24 protein-coding genes are annotated in these 25704 nt (G+C 71.0%); 12 read left to right on the forward strand and 12 right to left on the reverse strand.

Going from position 1 to position 25704, the window contains the following annotated elements; all coding sequences use genetic code 11:
• The first annotated feature begins 161 nt into the window (after positions 1–161).
• Positions 162–926 carry a bestrophin-like domain gene (locus tag RM704_RS43655; RefSeq protein ID WP_033532430.1) on the forward strand — a complete coding sequence of 255 codons (765 nt, stop codon included), beginning with the start codon at positions 162–164 and terminating at the stop codon, positions 924–926.
• Between the two features lie 177 nt (positions 927–1103).
• Positions 1104–1622, forward strand: a complete 519-nt coding sequence (locus RM704_RS43660) for a hypothetical protein (RefSeq protein WP_033532429.1) — start codon at positions 1104–1106, stop codon at positions 1620–1622.
• Positions 1623–1847: 225 nt separating this feature from the next.
• Here the strand turns inward: RM704_RS43660 and RM704_RS43665 are convergent, their stop codons facing one another.
• Positions 1848–2339 (reverse strand): hypothetical protein, encoded by a 492-nt coding sequence (locus tag RM704_RS43665; protein ID WP_033532428.1) that lies wholly within the window; start codon positions 2337–2339, stop codon positions 1848–1850.
• Positions 2340–2683: 344 nt separating this feature from the next.
• Here RM704_RS43665 and RM704_RS43670 point away from each other — a divergent pair, with 344 nt between their 5' ends.
• Positions 2684–3355, forward strand: coding sequence for a class F sortase (locus RM704_RS43670; protein ID WP_033532427.1), 672 nt, complete (start codon positions 2684–2686; stop codon positions 3353–3355).
• Positions 3356–3389: 34 nt separating this feature from the next.
• On the opposite strand, the gene RM704_RS43675 is transcribed toward RM704_RS43670, so the two are convergent.
• Positions 3390–4274: a polysaccharide deacetylase family protein gene (locus tag RM704_RS43675; protein ID WP_033532426.1), complete on the reverse strand. Its 885-nt coding sequence runs from the start codon at positions 4272–4274 to the stop codon at positions 3390–3392.
• Positions 4275–4420: 146 nt separating this feature from the next.
• On the opposite strand from RM704_RS43675, the gene RM704_RS43680 reads away from it, so the two are divergent.
• The 4 genes from RM704_RS43680 to RM704_RS43695 all read left to right on the forward strand — a co-directional run bounded on the left by RM704_RS43680 (position 4421) and on the right by RM704_RS43695 (position 7069).
• Positions 4421–4882 (forward strand): universal stress protein, encoded by a 462-nt coding sequence (locus RM704_RS43680; RefSeq protein ID WP_033532488.1) that lies wholly within the window; start codon positions 4421–4423, stop codon positions 4880–4882.
• 106 nt (positions 4883–4988) lie between these two features.
• Positions 4989–5534, forward strand: coding sequence for a sigma-70 family RNA polymerase sigma factor (locus tag RM704_RS43685; RefSeq protein WP_033532425.1), 546 nt, complete (start codon positions 4989–4991; stop codon positions 5532–5534).
• Positions 5535–5689: 155 nt separating this feature from the next.
• Positions 5690–6205 (forward strand): hypothetical protein, encoded by a 516-nt coding sequence (locus tag RM704_RS43690; RefSeq protein ID WP_033532424.1) that lies wholly within the window; start codon positions 5690–5692, stop codon positions 6203–6205.
• Between the two features lie 204 nt (positions 6206–6409).
• Complete coding sequence (locus RM704_RS43695) at positions 6410–7069, forward strand: hypothetical protein (protein WP_033532423.1); 660 nt, start codon at positions 6410–6412, stop codon at positions 7067–7069.
• A 154-nt stretch (positions 7070–7223) separates the two neighbouring features.
• Here RM704_RS43695 and RM704_RS43700 read toward each other — a convergent pair whose 3' ends face one another.
• Positions 7224–8093: an Fpg/Nei family DNA glycosylase gene (locus tag RM704_RS43700; RefSeq protein ID WP_033532422.1), complete on the reverse strand. Its 870-nt coding sequence runs from the start codon at positions 8091–8093 to the stop codon at positions 7224–7226.
• 176 nt (positions 8094–8269) lie between these two features.
• Entirely contained in the window at positions 8270–10357 is a 2088-nt protein-coding gene (locus tag RM704_RS43705) for a SpoIIE family protein phosphatase (RefSeq protein WP_033532421.1), read from the reverse strand.
• An 88-nt stretch (positions 10358–10445) separates the two neighbouring features.
• Between RM704_RS43705 and RM704_RS43710 the strand changes: the two genes are divergently transcribed.
• Together RM704_RS43710 and RM704_RS43715 are read left to right on the forward strand one after the other, a co-directional pair.
• The gene (locus tag RM704_RS43710; RefSeq protein WP_033532420.1) at positions 10446–11870 is read left to right on the forward strand and encodes a lipase maturation factor family protein; all 1425 of its coding nucleotides are present in this window, start codon (positions 10446–10448) and stop codon (positions 11868–11870) included.
• A gap of 151 nt (positions 11871–12021) precedes the next feature.
• Positions 12022–12696, forward strand: a complete 675-nt coding sequence (locus RM704_RS43715) for a lytic polysaccharide monooxygenase auxiliary activity family 9 protein (protein WP_498076445.1) — start codon at positions 12022–12024, stop codon at positions 12694–12696.
• A gap of 205 nt (positions 12697–12901) precedes the next feature.
• On the opposite strand, the gene RM704_RS43720 is transcribed toward RM704_RS43715, so the two are convergent.
• Entirely contained in the window at positions 12902–13384 is a 483-nt protein-coding gene (locus RM704_RS43720; protein ID WP_033532418.1) for a GNAT family N-acetyltransferase, read from the reverse strand.
• 49 nt (positions 13385–13433) lie between these two features.
• Positions 13434–13607 (reverse strand): hypothetical protein, encoded by a 174-nt coding sequence (locus tag RM704_RS43725; protein WP_192829880.1) that lies wholly within the window; start codon positions 13605–13607, stop codon positions 13434–13436.
• A 494-nt stretch (positions 13608–14101) separates the two neighbouring features.
• Here RM704_RS43725 and RM704_RS43730 point away from each other — a divergent pair, with 494 nt between their 5' ends.
• On the forward strand, positions 14102–14599 hold the full coding sequence (locus tag RM704_RS43730; RefSeq protein WP_033532417.1) for a hypothetical protein: 498 nt from the start codon (positions 14102–14104) through the stop codon (positions 14597–14599).
• Here the strand turns inward: RM704_RS43730 and RM704_RS43735 are convergent.
• From RM704_RS43735 to RM704_RS43755, 5 genes are all read right to left on the reverse strand, one after another.
• On the reverse strand, positions 14578–16071 hold the full coding sequence (locus RM704_RS43735) for an SDR family NAD(P)-dependent oxidoreductase (protein ID WP_033532416.1): 1494 nt from the start codon (positions 16069–16071) through the stop codon (positions 14578–14580). The two genes, RM704_RS43730 and RM704_RS43735, sit on opposite strands and share 22 nt — an antisense overlap.
• Positions 16072–16306: 235 nt before the next feature.
• Entirely contained in the window at positions 16307–17650 is a 1344-nt protein-coding gene (locus tag RM704_RS43740; RefSeq protein WP_033532415.1) for a wax ester/triacylglycerol synthase family O-acyltransferase, read from the reverse strand.
• Between the two features lie 165 nt (positions 17651–17815).
• Positions 17816–19036: a glucose-1-phosphate adenylyltransferase gene (gene glgC, locus RM704_RS43745; RefSeq protein ID WP_033532414.1), complete on the reverse strand. Its 1221-nt coding sequence runs from the start codon at positions 19034–19036 to the stop codon at positions 17816–17818.
• A 66-nt stretch (positions 19037–19102) separates the two neighbouring features.
• Positions 19103–20254: a glycogen synthase gene (gene glgA / locus RM704_RS43750; protein WP_033532413.1), complete on the reverse strand. Its 1152-nt coding sequence runs from the start codon at positions 20252–20254 to the stop codon at positions 19103–19105.
• Positions 20255–20348: 94 nt separating this feature from the next.
• Positions 20349–21089 carry a ferric iron reductase gene (locus tag RM704_RS43755; RefSeq protein ID WP_033532412.1) on the reverse strand — a complete coding sequence of 247 codons (741 nt, stop codon included), beginning with the start codon at positions 21087–21089 and terminating at the stop codon, positions 20349–20351.
• 228 nt (positions 21090–21317) lie between these two features.
• Here RM704_RS43755 and RM704_RS43760 point away from each other — a divergent pair, with 228 nt between their 5' ends.
• Positions 21318–22490: a DMT family transporter gene (locus RM704_RS43760; protein ID WP_192829879.1), complete on the forward strand. Its 1173-nt coding sequence runs from the start codon at positions 21318–21320 to the stop codon at positions 22488–22490.
• A 33-nt stretch (positions 22491–22523) separates the two neighbouring features.
• Here RM704_RS43760 and RM704_RS43765 read toward each other — a convergent pair whose 3' ends face one another.
• Positions 22524–23669 (reverse strand): transglycosylase family protein, encoded by a 1146-nt coding sequence (locus tag RM704_RS43765; RefSeq protein ID WP_033532410.1) that lies wholly within the window; start codon positions 23667–23669, stop codon positions 22524–22526.
• A gap of 336 nt (positions 23670–24005) precedes the next feature.
• On the opposite strand from RM704_RS43765, the gene gnd reads away from it, so the two are divergent.
• Positions 24006–25445, forward strand: coding sequence for an NADP-dependent phosphogluconate dehydrogenase (gene gnd, locus RM704_RS43770; RefSeq protein ID WP_033532409.1), 1440 nt, complete (start codon positions 24006–24008; stop codon positions 25443–25445).
• Positions 25446–25704 lie beyond the last annotated feature (259 nt).

Consider the following 25704-nt stretch of genomic DNA (forward strand, 5'->3'; position numbering starts at 1 on the left):
GGTGTCGCCTACCCCGGTGAGCTTCCCGCCGTACCGGGCCCCGTCCCACGCGCGGGCCAAGCGCTCCGGACCGTCGCTCGTCTCACTCGCCCTGCTCGTCACCGTGCCCGCGGTGTTCGCCGCCGCGGCCCTGCGTCCGCGCTGATTCCTGGAGGAACCTCTTGTCGGAATGGCTTGTTCTCACCCTCGCGATGGGGGCGGCCTGTCTGGTCGTCCTCATCGTGGCCGTAGTACGGCATCACGCCGCACCCGCGGACGAGGACCCGTCCGAGACCCCGGACGTCATCGAGTACATCACCATGATGATCGGCGTGGTGTACGCCATCGTGCTGGGTCTGGCCATCGCCGGTGTCTGGGAGGCCCGCAGCGCCGCCCAGGACCAGGTCCAGACGGAGGCACAGGCCCTGCACGAGATCAGTGAGCGGGTGCGGGTGTACCCGGAGGACGTGCGCGACCGGATCCGCGCGGACATCGACGCCTATGTCGGCCACGTGGTGACCACCGAGTGGAAGGTGATGGCCGAGAAGGGCGAGGTGACCGAGCGCGGGACCGAGTTGTTCGACACCGTCCGCCACGAGGTCACCGACTACGAGCCGCGCAGCGACTTCGAGGCGCAGGCCTATCAGCCGCTGCTGGACCAGGTCGCCGTGGCCGACGCCGCGCGCGGCAGCCGCGCGGACTCCACCGGCGAGACGATGCCCGGCGTGGTGTGGTTCGGCCTGATCATCGGCGCCGTCGTGACGGTCGGCATGGTGTTCGCCCTGCAGATCCGGCGCACGGCGCGCGAACTGATCCTCGCCGGGCTGTTCTCCGCCCTCATCGCGTTCCTGCTGTTCCTGGTCTGGGACTTCGACGCGCCCTACAGCCGGGGACTTTCGGCCACGGCGGATCCGTTCCTGGCCCTGTTCCCGAACGCGGGCGGGTGACGGTCCCTCCGGCCGTACGTATGCCGGTCCCCTGTGCGGAGCACACGCTTGCCCCATTCGCGCGACTGCGATCGCGCCGCCGGGCGCGCCTTCCTAGCGTTTCGGTCATCGAGGTGCATTTCAGGCGCAGGCGGAAACGGTCCGCAGCAGGCTCCTCGGGGACCCGGAGGCTCCACCATGCGCGCGATACGCGTCGCTTCGGCCGCTCTGCTGGGCGTGACCGCCCTCTCCCTCTCCGCCCCCGCCGCGCACGCGGCACGGGGCAGTGACATCACGTCGTTCGGCTTCGGGGTGACACCCTCGGCCGTCGCCCCCGGCGGGCAGGTGATCCTGCGCGTGGACGGCTGCCACCGCCGTACGACCGTCTCCTCCGGTGTCTTCGACGCCGTCAGCATCCCCAGGGGCCGGTCCTCGGCGACGGCGACGGTCGACGCGGACGCCAGGCCCGGCACGGTGTACGAGGTCACGTTCCAGTGCGGCGACGAGAGCGGCCGGACGGATCTCACCATCATCGGCGTCCACCCGACCCGGCACCCCGGCCACCACCCCACCCGTGGCTCCCACGCCGGGGCCGGCGGCACCGTCGCGGGCTTCGACCTGTCGGAGATCGGCCTCGGCGCCGCGCTCGTCGCGGGATCGCTGGGCGTGGCCTGGCACTGGTCGCGCCGTCGCCCCGAGGACGGCAGCCACTCCTGACCGCCGCCCGCGCGACACCCCCGACAGCCCTTCACCCCGGACCGTTACGGGTTCCGGGGCGTAGGGCTGTGCGGCTTTCAGTTGTCGTTCCTCGCGGGTCGGTTGTCGTTCCTCGCGGGTCGGTTGTCGTTCCTCGCGGGTCGGTTGTCGTTCCTCGCGGGTCGGTTGTCGTTCCTCGCGGGTCGGTTGTCGTTCGCGGGCCGAGCCGGCTCCTCGCTCCCGGGCTCAGATCTTGTTCTCGGAGCGGCGCCGCATCCAGAAGACGCCACCGCCGACGACCGCCGCCGTCACCAGTCCGCCGCCGATCGCGATGTCGGTGGTGGTGGCCCCGGTGGAGGTGCTGCCGCCGAGCCCACCACGGACACCGCCGATGACGGTGAAGACGCCGGTGAACGTCTTGCGCTCGCCCTCGCAGTGGGTGGTGACGCTGTACGAGCCGGGACTGGCGTCGGAGTTGACCCGCACCCTGGCCGTGGCGGTCGTACCTCCCATGGAGGCGAGGTTGGTGGTCGGGAAGGCGTTCGAGCTGATCGTGCTGCCGGCGGTCGCGCACGCGTCACCGCCCTTGACCGTGAGGACGATCTGCCCACCACGGGCGATGACGTTGGGAGCGGCCGTGACCGAGCTCGGTTGGTCCCAGGCGGCTGCCGTCGGCGCGGCGACACCGACCAGGGCGGCCGCGGCGGCCGTGGCCGCCAGGACGCGAGTAGTACGCATGTGATCCTCCGCGGAAGACGCCCCGGGTCCCGTCCCCGGTCGATCGGCGAGAAAGCGCCTCCCAGAAAGACCCTCAGATGCCGTGCGCGGGCCCGCATTTCGGGGCTGGTCCGTCCTGGTGAGTGCCGGTGAGGGGACACGCCGGGGATATCTCCGCATGATCGGATATCACCGCAGGTCACGGACTGTCAGAAATTTCCTCGGGGAGGCGAACTCGGATGGCGCAGAACTCCGCCGCGCCGCCACCCGTTCGCACCTGTCCCGTCGCCGTCGCGGTGCGGCGCGCTTAGCTTTTTCGTACGCGCGACGCACACGGTGACGGCCGTGTCGAGAGGGGATGGCGAATGTCTTCGTCCGGAGCGGCCGAGGCCGAATGGGAGGAGCCGCGGAAGAAGCGCGCTCCGTGGGGCGTGATAGCGCTGGTTCTGCTCACCGGTCTCGCTCTCATCCGCAACGGCTCGGGGGAGTTCGACGAGGGCCCGCCGCAACCCGCGTCGGCGGCGGCCGCCGACAGCCGCAGCACCCCGCACGGCACCTTCGCGCATGCCCCGGACCCGCTGCCGTACGCCATGGTCGACCGGGTACGGATCCCGTCGATCCGGGTCGACGCGCCGGCCGTGGCGGTGGGACTGGACGCCCAGGGCTGGGTGGACGCGCCCCCGGCCCGCGACCCGAACCTCGCGGGCTGGTTCACCGGCGCGGTCTCGCCCGGGGAGAAGGGCACGGCCGTCGTCGTCGGCCATGTCGACAACGATCAGGGCCCGGCCGTGTTCTACGGGCTCGGCGCGTTGAAGAAGGGCGCCAAGATCGAGATCCGGCGGGCGGACAGGAGGACCGCCGTGTTCGAGACCTACGGCGTCGAGGTCTTCGCGAAGGACAACTTCCCCGGCGACCGTGTCTACGGGAACAACGGGATTCCCGAACTGCGGGTCATCACCTGCGGGGGCGGCTTCTCCAAGCAGAACGGCTACGACGGGAACGTCGTCGTGTTCGCCCGCCTGGTCGAGGTGCGCTGAGCGCTCCCGGCCGGCGGGCGAAAGCCCACGGACGTCATCGGTCCTCCACGTACTGCCGCTGCGGCACGGTGATGCGATACCCGGACTCCAGCAGCTCGGGCAGATACTCGCGCAGGGCCGCCACGCTCTGCGAGCGGTCGCCTCCCGCGTCGTGGGAGAGCACGACGACACCGGGACCCGCGCCGTCCTCCACGCGCTCGGCGATGGTGTGCGCGCCCGGCATCCGCCAGTCCAGGGTGTCCACGGTCCAGCCGAGCGGCTCCATGCCGAGTTCGGCACCGAACCGGAACGCGGCCCGGTTCCAGGCACCGTAGGGGGCACGGAACCACAGCGGCGGTTCCCCGTACGCCTTCTCGATGATCTCGCTGGTGCGGGCCATCTCGGTGTGGACCCTGGAGCGGGAGAGGGTGGTGAGCAGCGGATGGGACCAGGTGTGGTTGCCGACCACATGGCCGTCGTCGGCCATCTCGCGCAGCAGGTCCTGCCGCCGGACCACCATCTCGCCGCACACGAAGAACATCGCCCGGACGTCGTGGTCACGCAGGATGCGCAGGATGTCCGGGGTGAAGCGGGGGTCGGGGCCGTCGTCGAAGGTCAGCACCATGCTCCGGCCGCGTCCGTCCACCCGCAGGAACGGCTCGCGCCGGACGCCGGCCGGGACGAGGGTCCGGCGGCGGGTGCGCGGGCCGTACCCGGCGATGGGCTCCAGCCGGTACGCGGTGGGCCCGAGCGCGGGACGGCCGACCGGACCGGCGGCCGGGGAGCCGGCTCCGGCCGGTGCCGGGGCGGAGCCCCCGTCGCCGACGAGCAGGGCGGCGGTGCCCGCCGTACCGGCGGCGCCCAGCAGGGCGGCCGCGCCGGTCAACAGGTGGCGACGGGTGAACAGGCGGCGCCCCGTGGGCATCTGATCCTTCGTCATGACTCATCAGTCGACCAAGGCGGGGACGGCGCACCACCACGACACCGGTGCGGCGGCATGAAATCACACGATGAGAGTAAATTTCCGCGCCTTTGATGACCGCCCGGCGCACGCCGGGGGCCGGCTGCTCGGATAGCCTCGCGACCGTGACCGATCAGCAAGCACAGCGGTTCGAACGCGGGACCGACGGACCCAAGGTCGTCCTCGTCGGTCTGGACGGCTCCGACACCTCCCTGCGCGCCGTGGCCTACGCCGCCGGTCTCGCCCGCCGCCAGCACGCGCTGCTCGCCATCGTGTACGTGCAGCCGCCGCTGGCGACCAGTGCGGCGCTCGGGGTGCCGGTGGCGGGCACGACCGAGGAGATCGCCGAGCAGTTGGTGGCGGAGATCCGGGAGGCCGCCGAGCAGGTGAAGGGGATCTTCGAGGTGCGCTGGGAGTTCCACACCTTCCGTGGCGACCCGTACAGCGGCCTGGTGGCGGCGGCGGAGCGCCTCAAGGCGGACGCGGTCGTGGTGGGCGCCTCCCAGCAGGCCGGCCACCGCATCGTCGGCTCGGTCGCCGTGCGCCTGGTGAAGGCGGGCCGCTGGCCGGTGACCGTGGTGCCCTAGCTTCCGCCGACCGTTCGTCGCACCGTTCGTCGACAGGTTCGACCGCCCGCCGCACATCCTTGACCGGCCTCTGTCCCCGCGAGGCGCCCCGCGTTCCCATACGGCCATGACGGCCGGAACCACGATCACCAACGGGACGACCGCCGAACACGAGCTGGCCGAGCTCCAGCGCGAACACGGCCGACCCCTCTTCGCCCTGCTGCTGCGGCTCTCCGACGGGGACCGCCATCGCGCCGAGGACCTGGTGCAGGAGACCTTCGTGCGCGCCTGGCAGCATCCCGAGGCGCTGCGCGCCGACGACTTCGACTCCGTACGCCCCTGGCTGCTCACCGTCGGGCGGAGACTCGCCATCGACGCGCGTCGGGCCCGGCAGGCGCGTCCCGCGGAGGTGGGGGACGCGGTGCTGGAGAACGCCCGCGTGATGACCGATCACGCCGAACGGTCGGTGGCGACCCTCGATGTGCGGGAAGCTGTGAAGACACTCACTCCCGAGCACCGTGAAGTACTGGTGCAGGTGTACTTCCAGGGGGCGAGTGTGGCGGAAGCCGCCGAAGCCCTCGGGATCCCGCCCGGTACGGTGAAGTCCCGCGCGTACTACGCACTGCGCGCCCTACGCCGGGTGCTTCCGGGATACGCGGCCGACCTGCGGTGAAACCCATGGCCGAGTCAAACCTCCGTAAAGCGCCTTGCTGAGGACCCCCGTTGAGCAATCAGCTGTCTTCTATCCGTGTTCCGGATGGGGGCCGGGGCCTGGTCTCCAGGCCCGGGGTCGGGCGACGCGCACGCACCGGAGGAAGGCAGGAAGGGATGCTGCACAGAGGTCAAGAGAGCACGGACGGCGCCGGCGGCGGAGAACTGGCCGTCCCGATGGCGTGGTTCTATGCCGAGTACATCGCGGAGGAGCTGCTGCGGACGGGCGACCTGATGCCGCCGACGTCCTTCGAGTTCCGCGCGGGGCGGGACGCCCTGGCACTGACCATCTTCCTCTCGGACGCGGGCGGTGAGCTCTCCGGCATCCGGGTCGTCACCCAGCTGGAGACCTGGCTCTCGCTGACGGCGTACGACCAGCCGTGGCAGGACTGGGTGTGCGAGCGCCTGGCCGACTTCACCGCCGAGGCGATGGAGTCGGGCGGCCCGTCCCCGGATCTGGAGCTGGCGGCCTCCACGTGGCGCTGGCTGGAGGAGACGGAGCTGCTCGCACCGGACCTGGACGCGGTGCCGGGCGGCGGCGCGGTGCTGGGAGAGGACGACGGCCCAAAGGTCTGGACACCCGCATGGCGGCTCGGTCTGCCGCTGGGGCACCTGGCGATCCACCTCTTCTAGCCCGGACGCCCCGTGTGCGGGTTCGGCCGTCCACCCGTCCCGGCCTCGGTGAAACAACTTTCTCGGTTCCGGACCAATCCGCGCGGCGGAGGGCTCCGAATCTTTTGGTTGGCATTGTCGTGAGGCTTGAGTGATTCGCCGGTCTGGTCCGTACCGGTGGGGGCAGGAAGCAACCCCCACCGCACACCGGCCCGAGGAATTGCCATGTGGTCCCAGGATCGTCATCACGACGTCGGCGCGTACGCGCTGGGCGTGCTGGACGAGGTGGATTCGTTCCACTTCGAGGACCATGTCCGCGGCTGCCCGCAGTGCGCGGTACAGGTCACCGAGTTCCGTCCGGCTGCCCGGCAGCTGATGCTCTACCGCAACGCGACACCGCGCGCCGTGCACCCGTTCGCGGCGCCCGGCCCCCGGATGCTGGGACGGCTGCTCGACGAGGTTGCCGCCCGCCACCGGGCGAAGCGCAGGCGCTGGCTGTTCGCCCTCGCGGCGTCCGTGGTCATCGCCGTCGGCGGTCCCGCCGTGGCCGTTCTCGCAGGTCCGGGCGAGGCTCCGGACACCGTCGCCGCCACCGACGCCAAGACGGGCGTGTGGGCCGAGGTCAAGGCCGAGGAGCGGCTCTGGGGCAGCGACATCGAGCTGAAGGTCAAGGAAGCCGACGGCGCCCACGCCTGCCGGCTCGTCGTGGTCGGCAAGGACGGCTCCGAGGAGACGGCCGCCAACTGGAAGTCCCCCGAGGGCGCCGACAAGGCATCCGAGATGATGGGGGGCACGGCGATGCAGCGCGAGGACATCGACCACTTCGAGGTACGCAGCCAGGACGGCGAACTCCTGGTGACCATCAAGGCCCCGGCCTGGCGCTGACCCGGTCCACCGGACCGGCTCCGCGCCGGCCCGGAACGGCTCCGGTCCGCCCCCGATTCCCGCCCCTGATTCCGTCCAGGATTGGTCCGTACCTTCAATGGTTGCGGATCATGGCCGGCCGTCGGTTCCGGGCTGTTCGAGCTCTCGGTCCGGGTCACTTGAGCAACCGTGACAGACGTCGGTCGGCGAGGGGTTTGCCGCCCGTCTGACAGGTCGGGCAGTACTGCAGCGAGGAGTCGCTGAAGGAGACCTCCCGGACGGTGTCGCCGCACACCGGGCAGGGCTCGCCGGTACGGCCGTGGACCCGCAGCCCGCTCTTCTTCTCCGCCTTCAGCCTCCCGGCCGCCAGCCCCCGGGAGCGCTCCACGGCCTCGGTGAGCGTGGCGCGCAGCGCCTCGTGGAGGTGGCGGATCTCCTCCGGTCTCAGCGACGAGGCCAGCTTGAAGGGCGACATCTTCGCGGCGTGCAGGATCTCGTCGCTGTACGCGTTCCCGATCCCCGCGATCAGGCTCTGGTCCCGCAGCGCGCCCTTGATCTGCCGCCGCTCCCCGGCGAGGAGCCCGGCGAAGCGGGTCACGTCGAAGTCGTCGGCGAGGGGGTCCGGGCCGAGGCGGGCGATGCCGGGCACCTCCGCCGGGTCCCGTACGAGGTGGACCGCGAGCCGCTTCTGCGTGCCGGCCTCGGTGAGGTCGAAGCCCTCGCCGGTCTCCAGGGCGACCCGCAACGCGAGCGGGCTCTTGCCGCCGGGTTTCGGCGGACCGTCCGGCAACCGGTCCTTCCACTGGAGCCATCCGGCGCGCGCCAGATGCGTCACCAGATGCAGTTCGCCCCCGTCCGCCGCGAGGTCGAGGAACTTCCCGTGCCGCCGTACGTCGGTGACCTCCCGGCCCTCGAAGTCGCTCAGGGGCGGGTCGTACGTCTTCAGCACGCTGATGGCCACGGGCAGCACACGGACGACCTCATGGCCGACGAGTCTGTCGACCAGGAAGTCCCGGAGAGCCTCCACTTCGGGCAACTCGGGCATACATCAAGAGTGCCACGGGCCGCGTCGCCGGGCCGGGTGCGTGCGGGCGGGGGCCTCTCACCCGGGACGCGGCCGCAGGCCCGAGAAGCACGGGGCGCAGCCCCTGCTTCTCAGGGGCGCGGGGAACTGCGCGAGAAGCCCCACGCACCCGCACCCGCACCCGCACCCGCACCGAACTACGAGCCACCCGGCAGCACGAACTCGCACCACACGCACTTCCCCCCGCCCCGCGCCTCCACTCCCCACACATCCGTCAGCCGGTCCACCAACAGCAACCCCCTCCCCGACACCCCCGCCTCTCCCGCCTCCCGCCGGCGGGGCAGCGCACTGGAGGAGTCCTCGACCTCCACCCGCAAGCGCCGGTCGGGTCCGGCGAGCGCCCGCAACGTCACGATGGCGGCGCCCTCCGTGTGCATGAGCGCATTGGTGATCAGCTCGTCGGCCACGAGTTCGATCTCGTCGGCCCGATCCCGCGCGCCCCAGGTGCGGACCGCCGCGCCGATCATGTGCCGGGCCTCGGTGAGCGCCTCCGGATCGCCGGGCGCGACGTGTTGCTGGAGCCGCCCGCCGGGCTGCTCGGCACTGCGGCTGCGGCGTCGCAGCAGCAGGAGGGCCACATCGTCGTCGCCGCCCCTCTCCTCGGCCACGTCGATGAGCCGGTCGGCGAGATCGTCGACGTCGTCGGGGCCGGTGGCGATCAGCGCCTTCAGCGTCCGCATGCCGTCGTCGAGGTCGGCGCCGGGCTGTTCGATGAGGCCGTCGGTGCAGAGCAGCAGCGTCTGGCCGGGGAACATCTCGACGGTGGTGACGGGATACTCCAGGCCCCCGAACTCGGCGGACAGCCCGAGCGGCAGGCCTCCTTCCACGTTGATCCGGTGGCAGGTGCCGTCGGTGTGCCGCACCAGCGGGTCGATGTGCCCGGCCCGGACGACCTGGACCACTCCGGTGGACAGGTCGGCCTCCGCGTACAGGCAGGTCGCGAAGCGGTCGGTGTCGAGTTCGTGCAGGAAGGCGGAGGCCCGTGCCATCACGGTGGCCGGGGTGTGGCCCTCGGTGGCGTAGGCCTTCAGGACGATGCGGAGCTGACCCATGACGGCCGCCGCGTGCGTGTCGTGACCCTGGACGTCGCCGATGACCGCGCCCACACGCCCGCCGGGCAGCGGGATCAGGTCGTACCAGTCGCCGCCGATGTCCCGGCCGAGCGAGCCTCCGAAGGACGCGGCGCGGTAGCGGACGGCGATGTCGGCGCCCGGGACGCTGGGGATGGACCGGGGCAGCATGGCCTGCTGGAGCCCCTCGGCGAGGTCCTTCTCCTGCTCGTAGAACATGGCCCGCTGCAGGCTCTGGGCGATGCTGCTGCCGAGCGCGATGAGGACGTCGCGCTCCTCGGAGCTGAAGCCCCTCCGGTCGTTGTAGAGGAGCCCCATCGCCCCGATGGGGCGGGCCTGCACGATCAGCGGCAGATACGCGGCCGAGGTGATCTTGAGGTCGGTGATGTGCGGCCACAGCAGCGGATAGGACTCGGCGAACTCCTCCGGTGACTCGATGAAGTGCGGGGAGAGGTGCCGTACGACCTCGTTCATCGGGTACTTCACGTCGAGGCGGGTGATCCTGGTGCCGGGCACATAGCTGTCCTCGGGGCCGGCGGCGACCATCCGGACGCGTCCGGCCTCCACCAGGCCCATGACGAGGCTGGTCGCGCCGAGGTGGGTGAGGCCGTCGGTGTCCTCCAGGACGTCGATCACGTCCTGCACGGTCCGGGCGTGGGCCAGGGCGGCCGTGATGACCTGGACGACGTTGGTCTGTCTGCGACGTACCTCGTCGAGGGAGGCCCGCTCGGTGTGGGAGCCGATCTCGTTCAGTTCGCGGGTGGCGTCACGGACGATGCCGATGACCCGGTACGGGCGGCCCGTGGCGTCGCGGCGGATGTAGCCCTGGGTGTGCGTCCAGCGCAGGCTGCCGTCGCGCAGCCGCAGGCGGAAGTAGGCGCCGTAGTTCTCGCTGCCGTCCTTCAGGGCCTGCGAGACCATGGCGTCGAGTCTGTAGCCCTCCATCGGGGGCACCCGCATGGACAGGGTCTCGGGGTTGCCGTCGTACTCCTCCGGGCGCAGGTCGAAGATCTCGTGGGCCTTGGCGTCCATGTGGAGCGCACCGGCGTCGAGGTCCCAGTCGAAGGTGCCCATGAGGTTGAGTGCCAGGACGGGGTCCGGGTGGGAGAGCCAGTCGTCCGGGACGTCCGAGTCACTCGCTCCCCGATCAACCATGGGGACACTTTGACAGCATTTGCCCGATTATTCGAGTGGAGGGGCCGACATCGGACCGGACATCGATCCCCTCACTATCGTCGGTGCCGTGGACTGGTTCACCGCACCCGACCTCTGGCTGAGCCGACTGCTCTTCCAGCGGTCCCTGGCCGTGATCTACGTGGTCGCCTTCCTGGGGGCGGCCCTGCAGTTCCGCGCACTGATCGGCGAGCGGGGCATGCTGCCGGTGCCCCGTTTCGTCGAACGGGTGCCGTTCCGGCGTGCGCCGAGCGTGTTCCACCGCCACTACTCGGACCGCTTCTTCGCGGCATGGGCCTGGACGGGCTGCGCCGTGTCTGTGGCGCTGGTCGCCGGGGTGGACTCCCTGCTGCCCCTGTGGGCCGGCATGCTGCTGTGGCTCGTGCCGTGGGCGATGTACCTGTCGATCGTGAACGTGGGCCAGACCTGGTACTCCTTCGGCTGGGAGTCGCTGCTCCTGGAGGTCGGCTTCCTGGCCGTCTTCCTCGGCAACGACGAGGTGGGGCCGCCGGTCGTCGTGCTGTTCCTGCTGCGCTGGGTGCTCTTCCGGGTCGAGTTCGGCGCCGGGCTGATCAAGATGCGCGGCGACGAGTGCTGGCGCAGGCTCACCTGCCTGGACCACCACCACGAGACCCAGCCGATGCCCGGCCCGCTCAGCTGGTTCTTCCACCACCTCCCGAAGCCGTTCCACCGCGTCGAGGTGGCCGCCAACCACGTCACACAGCTCGTGGTCCCGTTCCTGCTCTTCGCCCCGCAGCCGGTCGCGACGGCCGCCGCCTCGCTGATGATCGCGACGCAGCTGTGGCTGGTGCTCTCCGGCAACTTCGCCTGGCTGAACTGGATCACCATCGTGCTGGCCCTGTCCGCCGTCGACTTCGGCACGACCGCACCGCGGACCCCCGGTCCGCCGCTGTGGTACACGATCGTCGTGCTCGCCGTGGCGGCGCTGGTCCTCTGGCTCAGCTACCACCCGGTCCGCAACATGATCTCCCGCCGCCAGGTCATGAACCGCTCCTTCGACCCGCTGCACCTGGTCAACACCTACGGGGCGTTCGGCAGCGTCAGCCGGGTGCGGTACGAGGTGGTGGTCGAGGGCACGGCGGACGACGTACCGCGCGAGGACTCCGCATGGCGGGAGTACGAGTTCAAGGGCAAGCCGGGTGACCCGAGGCGCTGGCCCCGCCAGTTCGCCCCGTACCATCTGCGGCTCGACTGGCTGATGTGGTTCGCCGCGCTCTCCCCCGCGTACGCCGGCTCCTGGTTCGGCGCCCTGGTCGAACGCCTCCTGGAGAACGACCGCGACACCCTCCGCCTGCTGCGCCGCTCGCCCTTCCCCGCCGATGCCCCGCCCCGCTTCGTCCGCGCCCGCCTCTTCCGCTACCGCTACACGACCTGGCGCGAGCTGCGGGAGACCGGGGCGTGCTGGGAGCGGACGTACGTGCGGGAGTTCCTGCCACCGACGCGGCTGGCCAGGTCGCCCGCGCGCAACCCCTGACCGGGCGACTTGCCCGGTCGGACCCACGGACCCCCTGATCGTCGTCCGCCCCTGTAATCAACTCCGTCCGTCTCATTGACATCCGACTCAGGATATCTACCGTTGGGAGCGCTCCCATGACAGCCTCGCAACCGGAAGGAGCTCCCCCCACATGCGCACACAAAGTCCGACGACCGGACGTTCGCGATCATCCCTCCGCCGGCCCCTCCAGGCGCTCGTCATGCTCTTCGCCGTGGTTGTCGGCGCACTGACCTGGTCGGCTCCCGCTCAGGCTCACGGCACCATCGTCGGCCCCGCTTCCCGCGCGTACCAGTGCTGGAAGACATGGGGCAACAACCACACCAACCCGGCCATGCAGACCGAAGACCCCATGTGCTGGCAGGCCTTCCAGGCCAACCCCGACACCATGTGGAACTGGATGAGCGCGCTCCGCGACGGCCTCGGCGGCCAGTTCCAGGCCCGGACCCCCGACGGGACACTCTGCAGCAACAACCTCTCGAGGAACGCCAGCCTGGACAGGCCCGGGCAGTGGAAGACCACCACCGTCGGCAACAACTTCTCGGTCCACCTGTACGACCAGGCGTCCCACGGTGCCGACTACCTCAGGGTCTACGTGAGCAAGCAGGGCTTCAACCCCAAGACCCAGACCCTGGGCTGGGGCAACCTCGACTTCATCACGCAGACCGGCCGCTTCGCCCCGGCGCAGAACATCACGTTCCCCGTCCAGACCTCCGGTTACACCGGACACCACATCCTGTTCGTGATCTGGCAGGCCTCGCACCTCGACCAGGCCTACATGTGGTGCAGCGACGTGAACTTCGGCTGAGCCGGGGAGCGCCGCACACGGCGACAGCCTCTGCCGGGCACCGGTGACGCGTCGCCCGGCCGACCGAGTTCCGTCGGGGCAGCGACCCCTGTGGCCCTGCCCCGACGGGGCTTCCAGCTCGTCGAGTTGGGCCTGGCCCGTCCGAACCCTCGGTGGGCAGGACCGGCCGCCTCCCGGCGCCTACCGGCACACGGGACCGGTCACGTCACAGCGCCTTGTACATGATGTGCAGCCCCACCAGGCCGTCCTTCGGGTGCTCGAAGGCGTCCGGGACGGTGGCGAGGACCGTGAAACCGAGGGAGGTCCACAGCCGTACGGCGGGGTTGGTCTCGACGACGGCGTTGAACACCATGCCCCGGTAGCCCTGGGCGCCGGCTTCGGCGAGGACGTGTGCGGCTAGGGCGCGGCCGATCCCACGGCCGCCGCGGTCGGGGTCGACCATGAAGCCCGCGTTGGCGACGCGGGCGGCGGGACCACCGTAGTTGGGCGCGAGGTAGGCGGAGCCGACCACGGTTCCGTTCTCGTCCTCGACGACGTACACGCGCTTGGCGGGGGCCATCCACAGGGCGCGGGCGGCTTCCTCGGAGGTGTCCGGGTCCCAGGTGTAGGTCTCGCCGGCGGCCACGACGCGGTGCCAGAACGGCCAGATGCCGGGCCAGTCGTCGGCGGTGGCTTCTCTGATCTGCATGGGCGCGAGTCTGGCACGCCCATGCAGACGGCGATCGCGGTGCTCCCGCTCAGTCCACGCTGGGCAGGATGTGGGGCTCGGCGAGGTCGTCCTCGTAGCCCGCCAGTCGGATCGGGGCGGACCTGGCCCACACGTCCAGGCTGCCCAGTTCCTTCTTCGACCGGCCGCCGCCCTCGGTGTGTTCCTCGGGGCGTTGCTCGCGATTCGTTTTCTCTGGTGTCACCGCGCACTCCTTATGTGTCGGGTCACCCTCGGGACGTCGGCCCAGCCTGCCGCTGTGCGCCTGACGTCCGCTCGGGTCTGAGTCGATGTCAGTTCGGACGCGGTGGCGCCGGCTTACGTGGTGTGAGAGCAGGCCGTGGTGACCGGCTTGTCCCGGGACGGACCGTGGGTGTGGGTGGGACCCATATAAGGCTGTCCGTCCGGTACAGAGTAACCAAATGAGCGGGCGGCCGCTCGATGGGGCTGAAAACAAGAGGTAACTGTCCTGAGTCGTTCAGCGCCCAGCAGGCCCCACCCTAGGGGAATTTGACCCATTTGTTCGGTTTCTCATCACCCGTTCGGCTCAGTACTCGAACCGCGCACCGACCCGACGACCCATCGGATCGCCGCTCCCGGTACGTAGTTCAGGTTTTGTTGGCCGAATCGCAAGCCGACCATGATCTGCTCATGTACCGCAACGGCATTTCTCGCGGGCGGACTCGGGAGGACCGGCGGATGGAACTGCGCAGCGTCGAGGAGCTGATGGATCTGCTGCACGCCTGCCGGGGCGGCGGCACGGCACCGGAGCACCGCCGGGGCGCCGCGGTCGATCCGTACGAGCACGCGCTGCGGACCGCCGCGCTGTTGCGCCGGAGCCGGCCCGCCGACAAGGAGCTGCAGGTGGCGGGCCTGGTGCACGCCATCGGGCGGCTGCTCCGTCCGGGTGACGACACCGGTCACGCCGATCTGGCCGCCGACGCGGTGCGACCGCTGCTCGGTGAGCGGGTCGCCCGCCTCGTGCGCCTGCAGGCCCTGGGCGCGGACGACCTCGTGCGGCTGCACGCGGGCGGGTGGGCGGACGCCACGCTCGTCGAGGACGTGCTGGCCCTGCGGCACGCGGACGAGGCGGGCTGGACCCCCGGCATGGACGCCGGGGTTCTGGAGGACTGGCGGACGGTGCTGGAGCTGGTGTCGGACCGGGCGAGGGCGACTCACCACTTGCCGGGCGCGTAGTCCTTCAGGAAGACGCCGTACAGATCCTCACCCTGCTCGCCGCGAACGACGGGGTCGTAGACGCGGGCCGCGCCGTCGACCAGGTCGAGCGGGGCGTGGAACCCCTCGTCGGCGAGGCGCAGCTTGTCGAAGTGGGGGCGCTCGTCGGTGATCCAGCCGGTGTCGACGGAGGTCATGAGGATGCCGTCGGTCTGGAACATCTCCTGCGCGCTGGTCCGCGTGACCATGTTCATCGCGGCCTTGGCGGCGTTGGTGTTCGGGTGTCCCGCGCCCTTGTAGCCACGGCCGAAGACGCCTTCCATGGCCGAGACGTTCACGACGTACGCGCGTGAACTGGTCGCCTTCCGGGCGGCGTCGGCCATCACCGGGCGGAGCTTGCTGATGAGGATGAAGGGCGCCGTGTAGTTGCACAGCTGGGTCTCCAGCAGTTCCACCGGGGAGATCTGCTCGATGGTCTGCACCCAGGTGTTGCTGTCGACCACGTCGGGCACGAGGCCGCCCGCGTCGATGGCGGTGCCGTCGAGGTGCCGGGCCACGCTGGCGTTGCCCGCGACCAGGGCGAGGTCGGCGACCTGCTGCGCGTCGAGGCCGCTGATGCCGACGGGCAGCGCGGCGAGACCGTCGACGGCGCCGGAGTTGAAGGCGCCGATGACGTGGTGCGCGGGGAGTTCACCGGCGGGCAGCGGGGCGCTCTCCCCGTCCACCAGGGCGGCGTAGGCGGAGGGCAGACGGCGCACGGTCTGGGTCGCGTTGTTGATGAGGATGTCGAGGGGACCGGCCTCGGCGACCCGGTCGGCGAGGGCGACGGCCTGCGCCGGGTCGCGCAGGTCGATGCCGACGACCTCCAGCCGGTGCATCCAGTCCGCCGAGTCGTCCATGGCCTTGAAGCGGCGGATGGCGTCCTTGGGGAACCGCGTGGTGATCGTGGTGTGCGCGCCGTCGCGCAGCAGCCGCAGCGCGATGTACATGCCGATCTTGGCCCGGCCGCCGGTGAGCAGGGCGCGCTTGCCGGTGAGGTCGGCGCGGGCGTCGCGCTTGCCGCGGTTCAGGCGGGCGCAGTCGGCACAGAGCTGGTGGTAGAAGTAGTCGACTTCCACGTACCGGGTCTTGCAGGTGTAGCAGGAGCGCGGGCGCTGGAGTATCCCCGCGATCTTCCCCTCCTCGGTGACGGACGACGGCAGGATGCCCTCGGTCTCGTCGTCGATGCGCTGGGCGGAGCCGGTGGCCGTGGACTCCGTGACCGCCTTGTCGTGCGCGGTCTTGGCGGCGCGGCGTTCCTGGCGGCGGCGCTGCTTGACCGTGCGGTAGACGCCGGCCGTCGCCCGGCGCACCGCGATCGCGTCCGGGTGGTCGACCTCCAGCTTGTCGAGCTCCTCCAGCACGCTGAGGCACACGGCGAGCCGCTCCGGGTCGATACCGGGGCCGTACGCGACCTCGTCCGTGGTCGCGGGGCCGTCCTCTGTCACCGTCATCGCGCTGCCGTTTCCCTGATCACCGCGGTCCGCCCACCGCGTCCGCCACCGAACGGTGGATTGTACGGATCGCCGCGCCCGGTCACCAAAAAACCGAGTCCCGCCCCCGCCGCCCCTGAAGGGGCGCGGGGAACTGCGCGAACGGGGTCCGGGGCGGAGCCCCGAACTCTTTGACCGGGGGTCGAAGGGGCACGCAGCCCCTGGACGAGGAAGATCGGGCGCCCCGCGTCACGTGTCAGGGCTCACACGCCGCCAACAGCTCCCGCACCTCCCGGACGACCGCCCCTGACAGCCGCTCCAGATCGGGCACGGCCTCCGCGTCGGCGACCAGCCCGTAATGGACGCTCCCCCGATACGTCGAGACGGCCACCGCGAGAGACTGCCCGTGAGCGAGCGGAGCCAGCGGATAGATCTCCGCCAGCGGACAGCCACCGAGCCGCAACCCGAGGCTCGGGAGGGGGACGCTGGTGACGAGGATGTCGAACCAGAGGCGGGCGGCCTGGCTGACCAGCGGTCCGCCGAGACGGTGACCGAGCGGCAGCACATGATCGGCGAGAAGGGCGACCGCGCCCGCGCCCCGGTTGGGCCCCGCCTCCTTGTTGCGGTCCATCGCCGCCCGCACCGTACGCAGCCGGCGCAGCGGGTCCGGATCGTCCACCGGCAGTTTCATCAGATACCCGGAGAGCCGGTTGCCCTGCGGGTGCGCCGTACGCGGCCGGCGCTTGGAGACGGGGATCAGCGCCCTGGGCGCGACCCCTTCGCTGCCGTCCCCGCGCTCGTCCAGCCACCGGCGCAGCGCGCCCGCCACCACGGCGATGAGGACGTCGTTGACGGTGCCGCCGACGGTCTTGCGGATCCGGTGCACGTCGTCGAGGTCCACGAGCACCCCGGCGGTTCGGCGGGTGCCGCTGGCCACGGAGGTCAGCGCGGCCGAGGATCGGGCGCCGAGGGTCGCGTCGAGCGTGGTGCGGGCGACGGAGGCGCCGATGTCGAGGGCGCGCCCCAGGTCGGAGAGCGTGCCTCTGACCAGGTCGGGGAGTTTGCGCACGTCGAGGAGGGCGCGTGGGGGCTCGGCGGGGCGTGGCCGGGGCGCGGGCATGTCGATGGGGTCCATGACGGCCGCGGCGAGCGTCAGCGCCCGCAGTCCGTCGGCGAGGGCGTGGTGGAACTTGAACAGCACGGCGAAGGAGGTGCCGTCCTCCCCCGGCAGCACATGCGCTTCCCAGGGGGGTCGGCCGCGCTCCAGCGGGCGCTCCATCAGCCGTCCGGCCACCGTGTGGAAGTCGGCGGTCGGCGCGTGCAGCCGTACGTGGTCGAAGGGCTCGAAGTCATCGACGGGCTCCCGGGTCGCGCCGCCGAACGCCAGGGGCAGCCGGACGTCCGGGAACCATACGTCCCGGATCCGCATCCGCAGCCCGGGCACCGCGACGGCCCGCGTGGCGAGCAGCTCGGCGGCGTGGGCGCCCGCGGTGGGCGAGTTCGCCGTGAAGACGCCGAGGGCGGCCAGGTGCATGGGGTGTTCGGCGGACTCGATGTTCCAGAACGCAAGGTCGAGGGGGGCGAGCAGGTCAGAATTCAATGGCTTGCCTCGCGTCGACGACGGGTGAGTCGGTAGTCAATCGCTGTTGGCCGATTACGGTCAAGTACGATCAAGCTACGCACAGTTAACAACAGATTAAGTCCCGCCTCCGATAAAAGGCGGGACTCATGCGACATCTGTGTGCAACGCGGTCACCCTGAAGGGCTAGGACACCTGCTGCCCCTTGCCCAACGCGATCACCCCGCCCCGGGAGACGGTGTAGAGCTCGGCGTCGCGCTCGGGATTGACTCCGATGGTGGCCCCCGGAGGCACCTGGACATTCTTGTCGAGCACGGCACCCCGGACGACCGCGCCTCGCCCGATGTGGACGTTGTCGTGCAGCACGGAGCCCTGGACGACCGCGCCCGGGTCCACGACCACCCCCGGGGAGAGAACGGACCGCGTGACCTGGCCGCGTATCAGGCAGCCCGCGCTGATGATCGACTCGCTGGCGATGCCGCCCGCGTTGAAGCGGGCCGGGGAGAGCTGGCCGGAGCTGGTGTAGATGGGCCAGCTGCGGTTGAAGAGGTTGAAGGCGGGGCGCTCGGCGATGAGGTCCATATGGGCGTCGTAGTAGGCGTCGAGGGTGCCGACGTCCCGCCAGTAGCCCTGGTCACGGGTGGTCTCGCCCGGTACGTGGTTGGCGCTGAAGTCGTACAGCTGGGCCTCGCCCCGGTCGGTGAGCTGGGGCAGGATCGAGCCGCCCATGTCGTGGACGGAGTGCTCGTCCTCCGCGTCCCGCTGGAGCGCCTCCACCAGGGCCTTGGTGGTGAAGATGTAGTTGCCCATCGAGGCGAACACGCATTCGGGGTCGTCGCTCAGGCCCGGCGGGTCGGACGGCTTCTCCAGGAAGCGTTCGACGGTCTGGCCGTCGGAGCCGGGCGTGATCACACCGAAGGACGACGACTCCGCGCGCGGCACCCGGATGCCGGCCACCGTCACGCCCGCGCCGCCCTCGATGTGCTGCGTCAGCATCTGGCGGGGGTCCATGCGGTAGACGTGGTCGGCGCCGAACACGGCCACGTACTCGGGCTGTTCGTCGTGGACCAGGTTCAGGGACTGCAGGAGCGCGTCGGCGCTGCCCAGGTACCAGCGCGGGCCGAGCCGCTGCTGGGCCGGGACCGGGGTGACGTAGTTGCCCAGCAGGCTCGACATCCGCCAGGTCGTGGTGATGTGCCGGTCCAGCGAGTGCGACTTGTACTGCGTGAGCACGCAGATGCGCAGGATGTCCGCGTTGACGAGATTGGAGAGAACGAAATCCACCAGGCGGTACGTGCCGCCGAAAGTCACCGCCGGTTTCGCGCGGTCGGCCGTGAGGGGCATCAGTCTCTTGCCCTCACCGCCCGCCAGTACGATTCCCAGCACCGTAGGTCCACCACGCCGCATGCCGCCGCCCCTCTACGCCCGGTCGTGCCGAACGCTGATCCTGACTGCCCTGTGACTACCCCGTGACTACCCCTGTTTGAGGACTTCCTCGTAAAGCCGGACCGTCCGCCGGGCGACCGCGTCCCAGCCGAACTCCCGCACCGCCCGTTCCCGGCCGGCCTCGCCCATCCGGGCGGCCGCCACGGGATCGGCGAGCACCGAGTCCAGTGCGCGCGCCAGTCCGTTCTCGAAGTCCTCGTCGGTCGACACGAGGAGGCCCGTGGCTCCGTCCTCCACGACCTCCGGGATACCGCCGACCCGCGACGCCACCACCGCCGTACCGCAGGCCATGGCCTCCAGGTTGACGATGCCGAGCGGCTCGTACACCGACGGGCAGACGAACACGGCGGCGTGGGTGAGGAGCTGGATCACGTCCGGGCGCGGCAGCATCTGCGGGATCCAGAACAGGCCCTCGCGCGCACGGCTCAGCTCCGCGAAGAGGTCCCGGAACTCCCGGTCGATCTCCGGGGTGTCCGGCGCGCCCGCGCAGAGGACGACCTGCGCGGCCGGGTCGATGTCCCTCACGGCGCGCAGCAGATGGGGCACGCCCTTCTGCCGGGTGATGCGGCCGACGAACAGGACGTACGGGCGGCCGGGGTCGACGCCGAGGCGGTCGAGCACGTCCGTGCCGTGGTCCGGCCGGTAGAGGGAGGTGTCGATGCCGTTGTGGACGACGTGGAGCCGTGCCGGGTCCAGGGCGGGGTAGCAGCCGAGGATGTCGTCGCGCATGGCGCCGGAGACGGCGATCACCGCGTCGGCGGACTCGATCGCCGTGCGCTCGGCCCAGCTGGACAGGGCGTAGCCGCCGCCCAGCTGCTCGGCCTTCCAGGGGCGCAGCGGTTCCAGCGAGTGCGCGGTCATCACGTGCGGGACGCCGTGCAGCAGCTTGCCGAAGTGGCCGGCCAGGTTGGCGTACCAGGTGTGCGAGTGGACCAGTTCGCGGCCTTCGAGGCCGGCGGCGATGGAGAGGTCCACGGAGAACGTGCGCAGCGCGTCGTTGGCGCGGTCGAGCGCGGACCAGGGCCGGTGGCGTACGACACCGCCGGCGGCGCCCTCGCCCCAGCAGTGCACCTCCAGGTCGACCAGGGGCCGCAACTCGTCGGCGAGGAACTCGACATGAACGCCCGCGCCACCGTAGACGTCGGGCGGATACTCCCGGGTCAGCAGGCCGACTCGCACCCGGAACCCCCTGTCTCTGCGGCTGGTTCCCACATGGTCACTCAGAAGGGTCGGTTGGGGAAGACCACGATGTTCGCGCGGGCGCACCCCCGGGTCAGGAGCGAGGACCGCGACCGGAGCGGGCGCCGGGCGGCCGGTCGAAACAGCAGTCGCCGCACAGCCCGCCGCCGGGCAGGCGGCAGTAGAGGCAGCAGCTGCGCCGGCGAAGGGTGACCGGGTCGAGCGTGCCGCGCAGGGTGGGATGGGCGAACAGGTCGGCGGCGAGGGCGCGGGCCCGACTCCCCGCCTCCCCATGGCCGTTGGCCGCCGCCCAGTGATCGATCTGACGCACGGCACCCATCAGGGCGGAGGCCGCGTTGCCCCACAACAGGCGCTCGGACAGCCGCAGTTGAGCACGCAGCGACCCCGCCAGCGGCACGAGGTGGCCCTCCCGGACGACCTCGCCGATCCGCTCGACGGGCAGGCCGCGGACCTCGGCCAGCCACAGCTCGTCCGGGGCGCTCGCGTCGGCGTCCCAGCGCAGCAGGCGGGGGTCGAGGTCGGGGACGCGTCCGTACAGGGCGGCCGATCCCAGGGCCACCGACCACAGGCGGGCGGCGAATCCGAGGTGGGCGATGGACGCCGCCACGCGCGGCTCGGTCGTCCGGAGACTCCGCGCGACCTTCCGGACACGGAAAATTACGGGATTCGCGTAAACCTCCCGTTCCACATCGGCATCCCGTGCCACGTAGGCCTCCGCGAGCGTGGGCGGCCGGCCGTGCGGTGGTCGTCCCGTGCGTAGTACGAAGAAGTCACCGAGGGCCGCGAGGGCGGTGAGGCCGGGGTCCTGATCCACGAGGACCAGTAGTACCAGGGCTGGTACCCGCGTTCACCGGGCGGCCTGCACCCCGTGTCGCCCCCCTGGGGTATGACGGCGGGCTCCTCGTACTCCAACGGCAGTAGGACTTTTTGAGTGCTCAGGTACGACGACGCCGACGCCCGTCCGAGGCATCGTGGACACCATGAAAGCCGAGCGTTCACCGCGCCGGGCCGGGAGCCCCCGCGCTTCGCTGAGGAGCCGCACATGAGCGCCCTCGCGTTGTCCGTACTGCTGTCGTTCGTCTCCGCCGTGGCCTACGCGGGCGGGGCGATCGTCCAGGAGCGAGTCGCGGTGTCCTCCCCCGACCAGGCGTACGCACCGCTGCGCCGGCCGGTCTGGTGGGCCGCCGTCGGGCTGAACGGCCTCGGCGGGCTGCTGCACGTGGTCGCCCTGGCCTACGGCCCCCTGAGCCTGGTGCAGCCGCTCGGCGCGCTGACCATCGTCTTCGCCCTGCCCATGGCGGCGCTCTTCGTGGGCCGCAGGGCGGGCGCGACGGCCTGGCGGGGCGCGATCATGGCGACGGTGGGTCTCGCGGGCCTCCTCGCCCTCGTCGGCTCGGCCGACGCCCAGTCGTTGGACAGCGCCCAGCGGGTGCTGGTGGCCGTGGTCAGCGGTGGCGCGGTCGCCGCACTGATGGTGGCGGGACGCGCGGCGCACCGGCACCCTGCGGTCCGCAGCATCCTGCTCGCGATCGCCTCCGGTGTCGCGTTCGGCATGTCCTCGGTCTTCACCAAGACGGTCGCCGTCGACTGGACGGACGGCGTCGCCCTCTCCGACGTGCCGACCCTCGCGCTCATCGGTGTCTTCGCCACGGCCGGTCTGCTGCTGTCCCAGGCCGCGTACCGGGGCGGCGGCCTGGCGGCCCCGCTCGCCACGCTGACCGTGGTGAACCCGGTGGTGGCGGCCGCGGTGGGCATCACGATGTTCGGCGAGACGTTCCGCTACGGCACGACCGGCACCCTGCTCGCGCTGGCCTGCGGCGTCGTCGCGGCGGGCGGCCTGATCCTGCTGACCACCGAGCGGCTCGCCGACGAGGTGCGGACGGAGGGGACCGACGAGGCCCTCCCGGTCCCGACGGACGGGCAGCCGGCGGCGGCGATGTCCCAGGGTGCGGCGGCCGGGACCGTCGACCTGGAGTCGCTCACCGTGGAGAAGCTGCTCGCGGGTCTGCCGCGACAGACCGACGGGACGCCGGGAGTGGTCGAGGATCCGCTCGACCTGGACAAGGCCGTGGTCGTACCGGCCCCGTTCCTGCGGCGGACCCCGGAGTACGAGGACGACGTCCCGCCCGGCAGCCTGCTGCCCCTTCCCTTCCACGGCGAGCCGTATGTGTCCAGGGCACTCCTCGACCGGCATCGCGACCGCGTGAAATCCTGAGCGGGAGGCCCGGACCGGGCCTCCCGCACCACGTCAGATCCGAACCCCACCCGCCCGCAGATAGGCGATCGGATCGATGTCGCTGCCGAAGCCGGGCCCCGTCCGCACCTCGAAGTGCAGATGCGGGCCCGAGCTGTTGCCCGTGGAACCGGAGCGGCCTATGCGCTGTCCGGCGCTCACGTTCTGCCCGGCCTTCACGGAGATCGCCGACAGATGGGCGTACTGCGTGTACCGGCCGTCGGCGTGCCGGATCACCACCTGGTACCCGAAGGAGCCGCCCCAGCCCGAGGTGACCACCTCCCCGGCCGCCACGGACTTCACCGTGCTGCCGGTCGACACGGGGAAGTCGACGCCCGTGTGGTAGCCCTTCGACCAGGAGGAGCCCGAAGCACGGTAGGGCGTGCCGAGCGAGGCGCTCACGGGGGCGACGCGCGACGCCGACTCCTGCCGCTTCTCGGATGCCTGCTGCTTCTGCTGCTTCTGGACCTTCTTCTTTTCTTGCTTCTTTTCTTGCTTCTGTTCCTGCTTCTGCTCCTGCTTGTGTTCCTTCTTCTGCTCCTTCTTCTGGCCCGCCGTGTTCAGACTGAGGCGCTGGCCGGGGATTATCACGTTCGGGTCGGAGCCTACGGTGGTGCGGTTGGCCTCGTGGAGCCCGCGCCAGCCGCCCCTGACGTCGTGGGCGTCGGCGATCTCGGAGAGGGTGTCGCCACGCACCACGGTGTACATCTCGACCTTGCCGGCCTGGGACTGGGGCGTGGTCTGCGGTTTCACGTCCTCGATCTGGCGAGTGGGCCCCTCGCCGCCGCGGGTGAGGCCCGCACGCTCCGAGCAGACGGGCCAGGCACCGGGGCCCTGGCCGTCGAGGACCTTCTCGGCGATCGCGATCTGCTGTTCCTTGGTGGCCAGATCCGCGCGGGCGGCGTACTTCGTGCCGCCGAAGGCCTCCCACGTGGACTGGCTGAACTGCAGGCCGCCGTAGTAGCCGTTCCCGGTGTTGATGTTCCAGTCGTTGGTGGACTCACAGGCCGCGACCTTGTCCCAGGTCTCGACATCGGCCGCGTCCGCGACCCCGGTGCCCATCAGCGGGAGCGCCATCCCCGCGCCGCCCGCCGTGACGGTCAGTGAGGCGCGGTTGATCCTGTTCGGTTGGTACCGCCGGTGCCGACCGCGTACGGCCATGGGAAAGCCCCCCTCGCCTGTGCCATGAGCCGCAAAAGTAAGCGCCACGAACTGGCCAGGACAAGACGAAAATTCAGCCGCTCCCGTCCCGCGAGTGGCGGGTAAGCGACCTGCTCCGGCGCGTAAGTTCCCCCGTCCGGCGCGCGAGTGACCAGGGACGGCGCGCAATGCATCGGGTTGCGCGCCCCATTGAGGCAGGTAGGGCCCTTCCCGCGTACTCAATCCCGGCAGGCCGCGCAGTGCGGACGGGGCCGGTGCACGTCAGGATGGCCGGAAGGACAATACTGGCGGGCAGGAACGGCACCACCGATATCAGGATCCATAGGAGCCAACCGTATGAGCACTTCAGCCCAGATCGGCGTCACCGGCCTCGCGGTCATGGGGAGCAACCTCGCCCGCAACTTCGCTCGCAACGGCTACACGGTGGCGGTCCACAACCGCTCCGCAGCGAAGACCCACGCGCTGATCAAGGAGCACGGGCACGAGGGCGACTTCATCGCGGCCGAGACCGCCAAGGACTTCGTACAGGCGCTGGAGCGCCCCCGGCGCCTGGTCGTCATGGTGAAGGCGGGCGGGCCGACGGACGCGGTGATCGAGGAGTTCGCGCCGCTCCTGGAGCCCGGCGACATGATCATCGACGGTGGCAACGCGCACTTCGCCGACACCCGCCGCCGTGAGGCGGCGCTGCGCGAGCAGGGCATCCACTTCGTCGGCGCGGGCATCTCCGGCGGTGAGGAAGGCGCGCTCAACGGGCCGAGCATCATGCCCGGCGGTCCGGTCGAGTCCTACGACTCCCTCGGCCCGATGCTGGAGAAGATCTCCGCCAAGGCCGCCGACGGCGCTCCGTGCGTCACACACGTGGGCCCGGACGGCGCCGGACACTTCGTGAAGATGGTCCACAACGGCATCGAGTACGCCGACATGCAACTGATCGGCGAGGCCTACCAGCTGCTGCGGGACGTGGCCGGCTACACCCCCGCGCAGATCGCCGAGATCTTCCGCACCTGGAACACCGGACGCCTCGACTCGTACCTGATCGAGATCACGGCCGAGGTGCTGGCGCACGTCGACGAGGCCACCGGCAAGCCGTTCGTGGACGTGGTCGTCGACCAGGCCGAGCAGAAGGGCACCGGCCGCTGGACCGTGCAGATCGCGCTGGACCTGGGCGTTCCGGTGTCCGGTATCGCCGAGGCCGTCTTCGCGCGCTCCCTGTCGGGCCACGCCGCGCTGCGCGACGCCTCGCGTTCGCTGGCCGGCCCCAAGGCGACCCCGCTCAGCGCGGCCGAGGCCGGCGCCTTCGCCGACCGGGTCGAGCAGGCGCTGTACGCCTCCAAGATCGTGTCGTACACCCAGGGCTTCCACGAGATCGACGCCGCCCGCGACGAGTACGACTGGAACATCGACCTGGGCAAGGTCGCCTCCATCTGGCGTGGCGGCTGCATCATCCGGGCGGCCTTCCTGGACCGGATCCGCGCGGCGTACGACGCCCGGCCCGACCTGCCGAGCCTGCTGTCCGACGAGACGTTCGCCCAGGAGATCGCGGCGGCGCAGGACGACTGGCGCGAGGTGCTGGTCGCCGCGACGCGGCAGGGCGTGCCGACGCCCGGGTTCGCGGCGGCGCTGGCGTACTACGACGCGCTGCGCGCCGAGCGGTTGCCCGCGGCGCTCACGCAGGGACAGCGGGACTTCTTCGGGGCGCACACGTACCGCCGGGTCGACCGGGAGGGGTCGTTCCACACGCTGTGGGGCCAGGGCCGCGGTGAGGTCGAGGCCTGAGAACCGCCTGCGGGGGCGGGGGCGCTGAGGGGGCGCTGACCGGACGGCGGCCGCGGGTCGCCTGTAGCCGGTCGCGCCGTTCCCCGCGCCCCTGAACCTGTGGCCGTGACTGTGGCTGTGGCCCGGCGTGGAGTTCACGCCGGGCCACATTTATGGGCCACATTCATGTGCCTCGCCTTCCCCCTATGTCAGCGGGCCCGGCCTGGGTTCGCCCGGCACGGGCTCCGGACCCGGGGGGTTGGGAATGGGGTCCGGTTCC

This window comes from Streptomyces gottesmaniae (assembly GCF_031845845.1).
In the GTDB taxonomy this organism is placed as follows: domain Bacteria; phylum Actinomycetota; class Actinomycetes; order Streptomycetales; family Streptomycetaceae; genus Streptomyces; species Streptomyces akebiae.

Coding starts and splice junctions, on each gene's coding strand:
- RM704_RS43720 (WP_033532418.1), bottom strand. CDS start 13,384: ATGCAGATCAGAGAAGCCACCGCCGACGACTGGCCCGGCATCTGGCCG.
- RM704_RS43735 (WP_033532416.1), bottom strand. CDS start 16,071: ATGACGGTGACAGAGGACGGCCCCGCGACCACGGACGAGGTCGCGTAC.
- gnd (WP_033532409.1), top strand. CDS start 24,006: ATGAGCACTTCAGCCCAGATCGGCGTCACCGGCCTCGCGGTCATGGGG.
- RM704_RS43700 (WP_033532422.1), bottom strand. CDS start 8,093: ATGCCCGAGTTGCCCGAAGTGGAGGCTCTCCGGGACTTCCTGGTCGAC.
- RM704_RS43715 (WP_498076445.1), top strand. CDS start 12,022: ATGCGCACACAAAGTCCGACGACCGGACGTTCGCGATCATCCCTCCGC.
- RM704_RS43690 (WP_033532424.1), top strand. CDS start 5,690: ATGCTGCACAGAGGTCAAGAGAGCACGGACGGCGCCGGCGGCGGAGAA.
- RM704_RS43760 (WP_192829879.1), top strand. CDS start 21,318: ATGAGCGCCCTCGCGTTGTCCGTACTGCTGTCGTTCGTCTCCGCCGTG.
- RM704_RS43685 (WP_033532425.1), top strand. CDS start 4,989: ATGACGGCCGGAACCACGATCACCAACGGGACGACCGCCGAACACGAG.
- RM704_RS43675 (WP_033532426.1), bottom strand. CDS start 4,274: ATGACGAAGGATCAGATGCCCACGGGGCGCCGCCTGTTCACCCGTCGC.
- RM704_RS43705 (WP_033532421.1), bottom strand. CDS start 10,357: ATGGTTGATCGGGGAGCGAGTGACTCGGACGTCCCGGACGACTGGCTC.
- RM704_RS43695 (WP_033532423.1), top strand. CDS start 6,410: ATGTGGTCCCAGGATCGTCATCACGACGTCGGCGCGTACGCGCTGGGC.
- glgC (WP_033532414.1), bottom strand. CDS start 19,036: ATGCGGCGTGGTGGACCTACGGTGCTGGGAATCGTACTGGCGGGCGGT.
- RM704_RS43765 (WP_033532410.1), bottom strand. CDS start 23,669: ATGGCCGTACGCGGTCGGCACCGGCGGTACCAACCGAACAGGATCAAC.
- RM704_RS43665 (WP_033532428.1), bottom strand. CDS start 2,339: ATGCGTACTACTCGCGTCCTGGCGGCCACGGCCGCCGCGGCCGCCCTG.
- RM704_RS43660 (WP_033532429.1), top strand. CDS start 1,104: ATGCGCGCGATACGCGTCGCTTCGGCCGCTCTGCTGGGCGTGACCGCC.
- RM704_RS43670 (WP_033532427.1), top strand. CDS start 2,684: ATGTCTTCGTCCGGAGCGGCCGAGGCCGAATGGGAGGAGCCGCGGAAG.
- RM704_RS43730 (WP_033532417.1), top strand. CDS start 14,102: ATGGAACTGCGCAGCGTCGAGGAGCTGATGGATCTGCTGCACGCCTGC.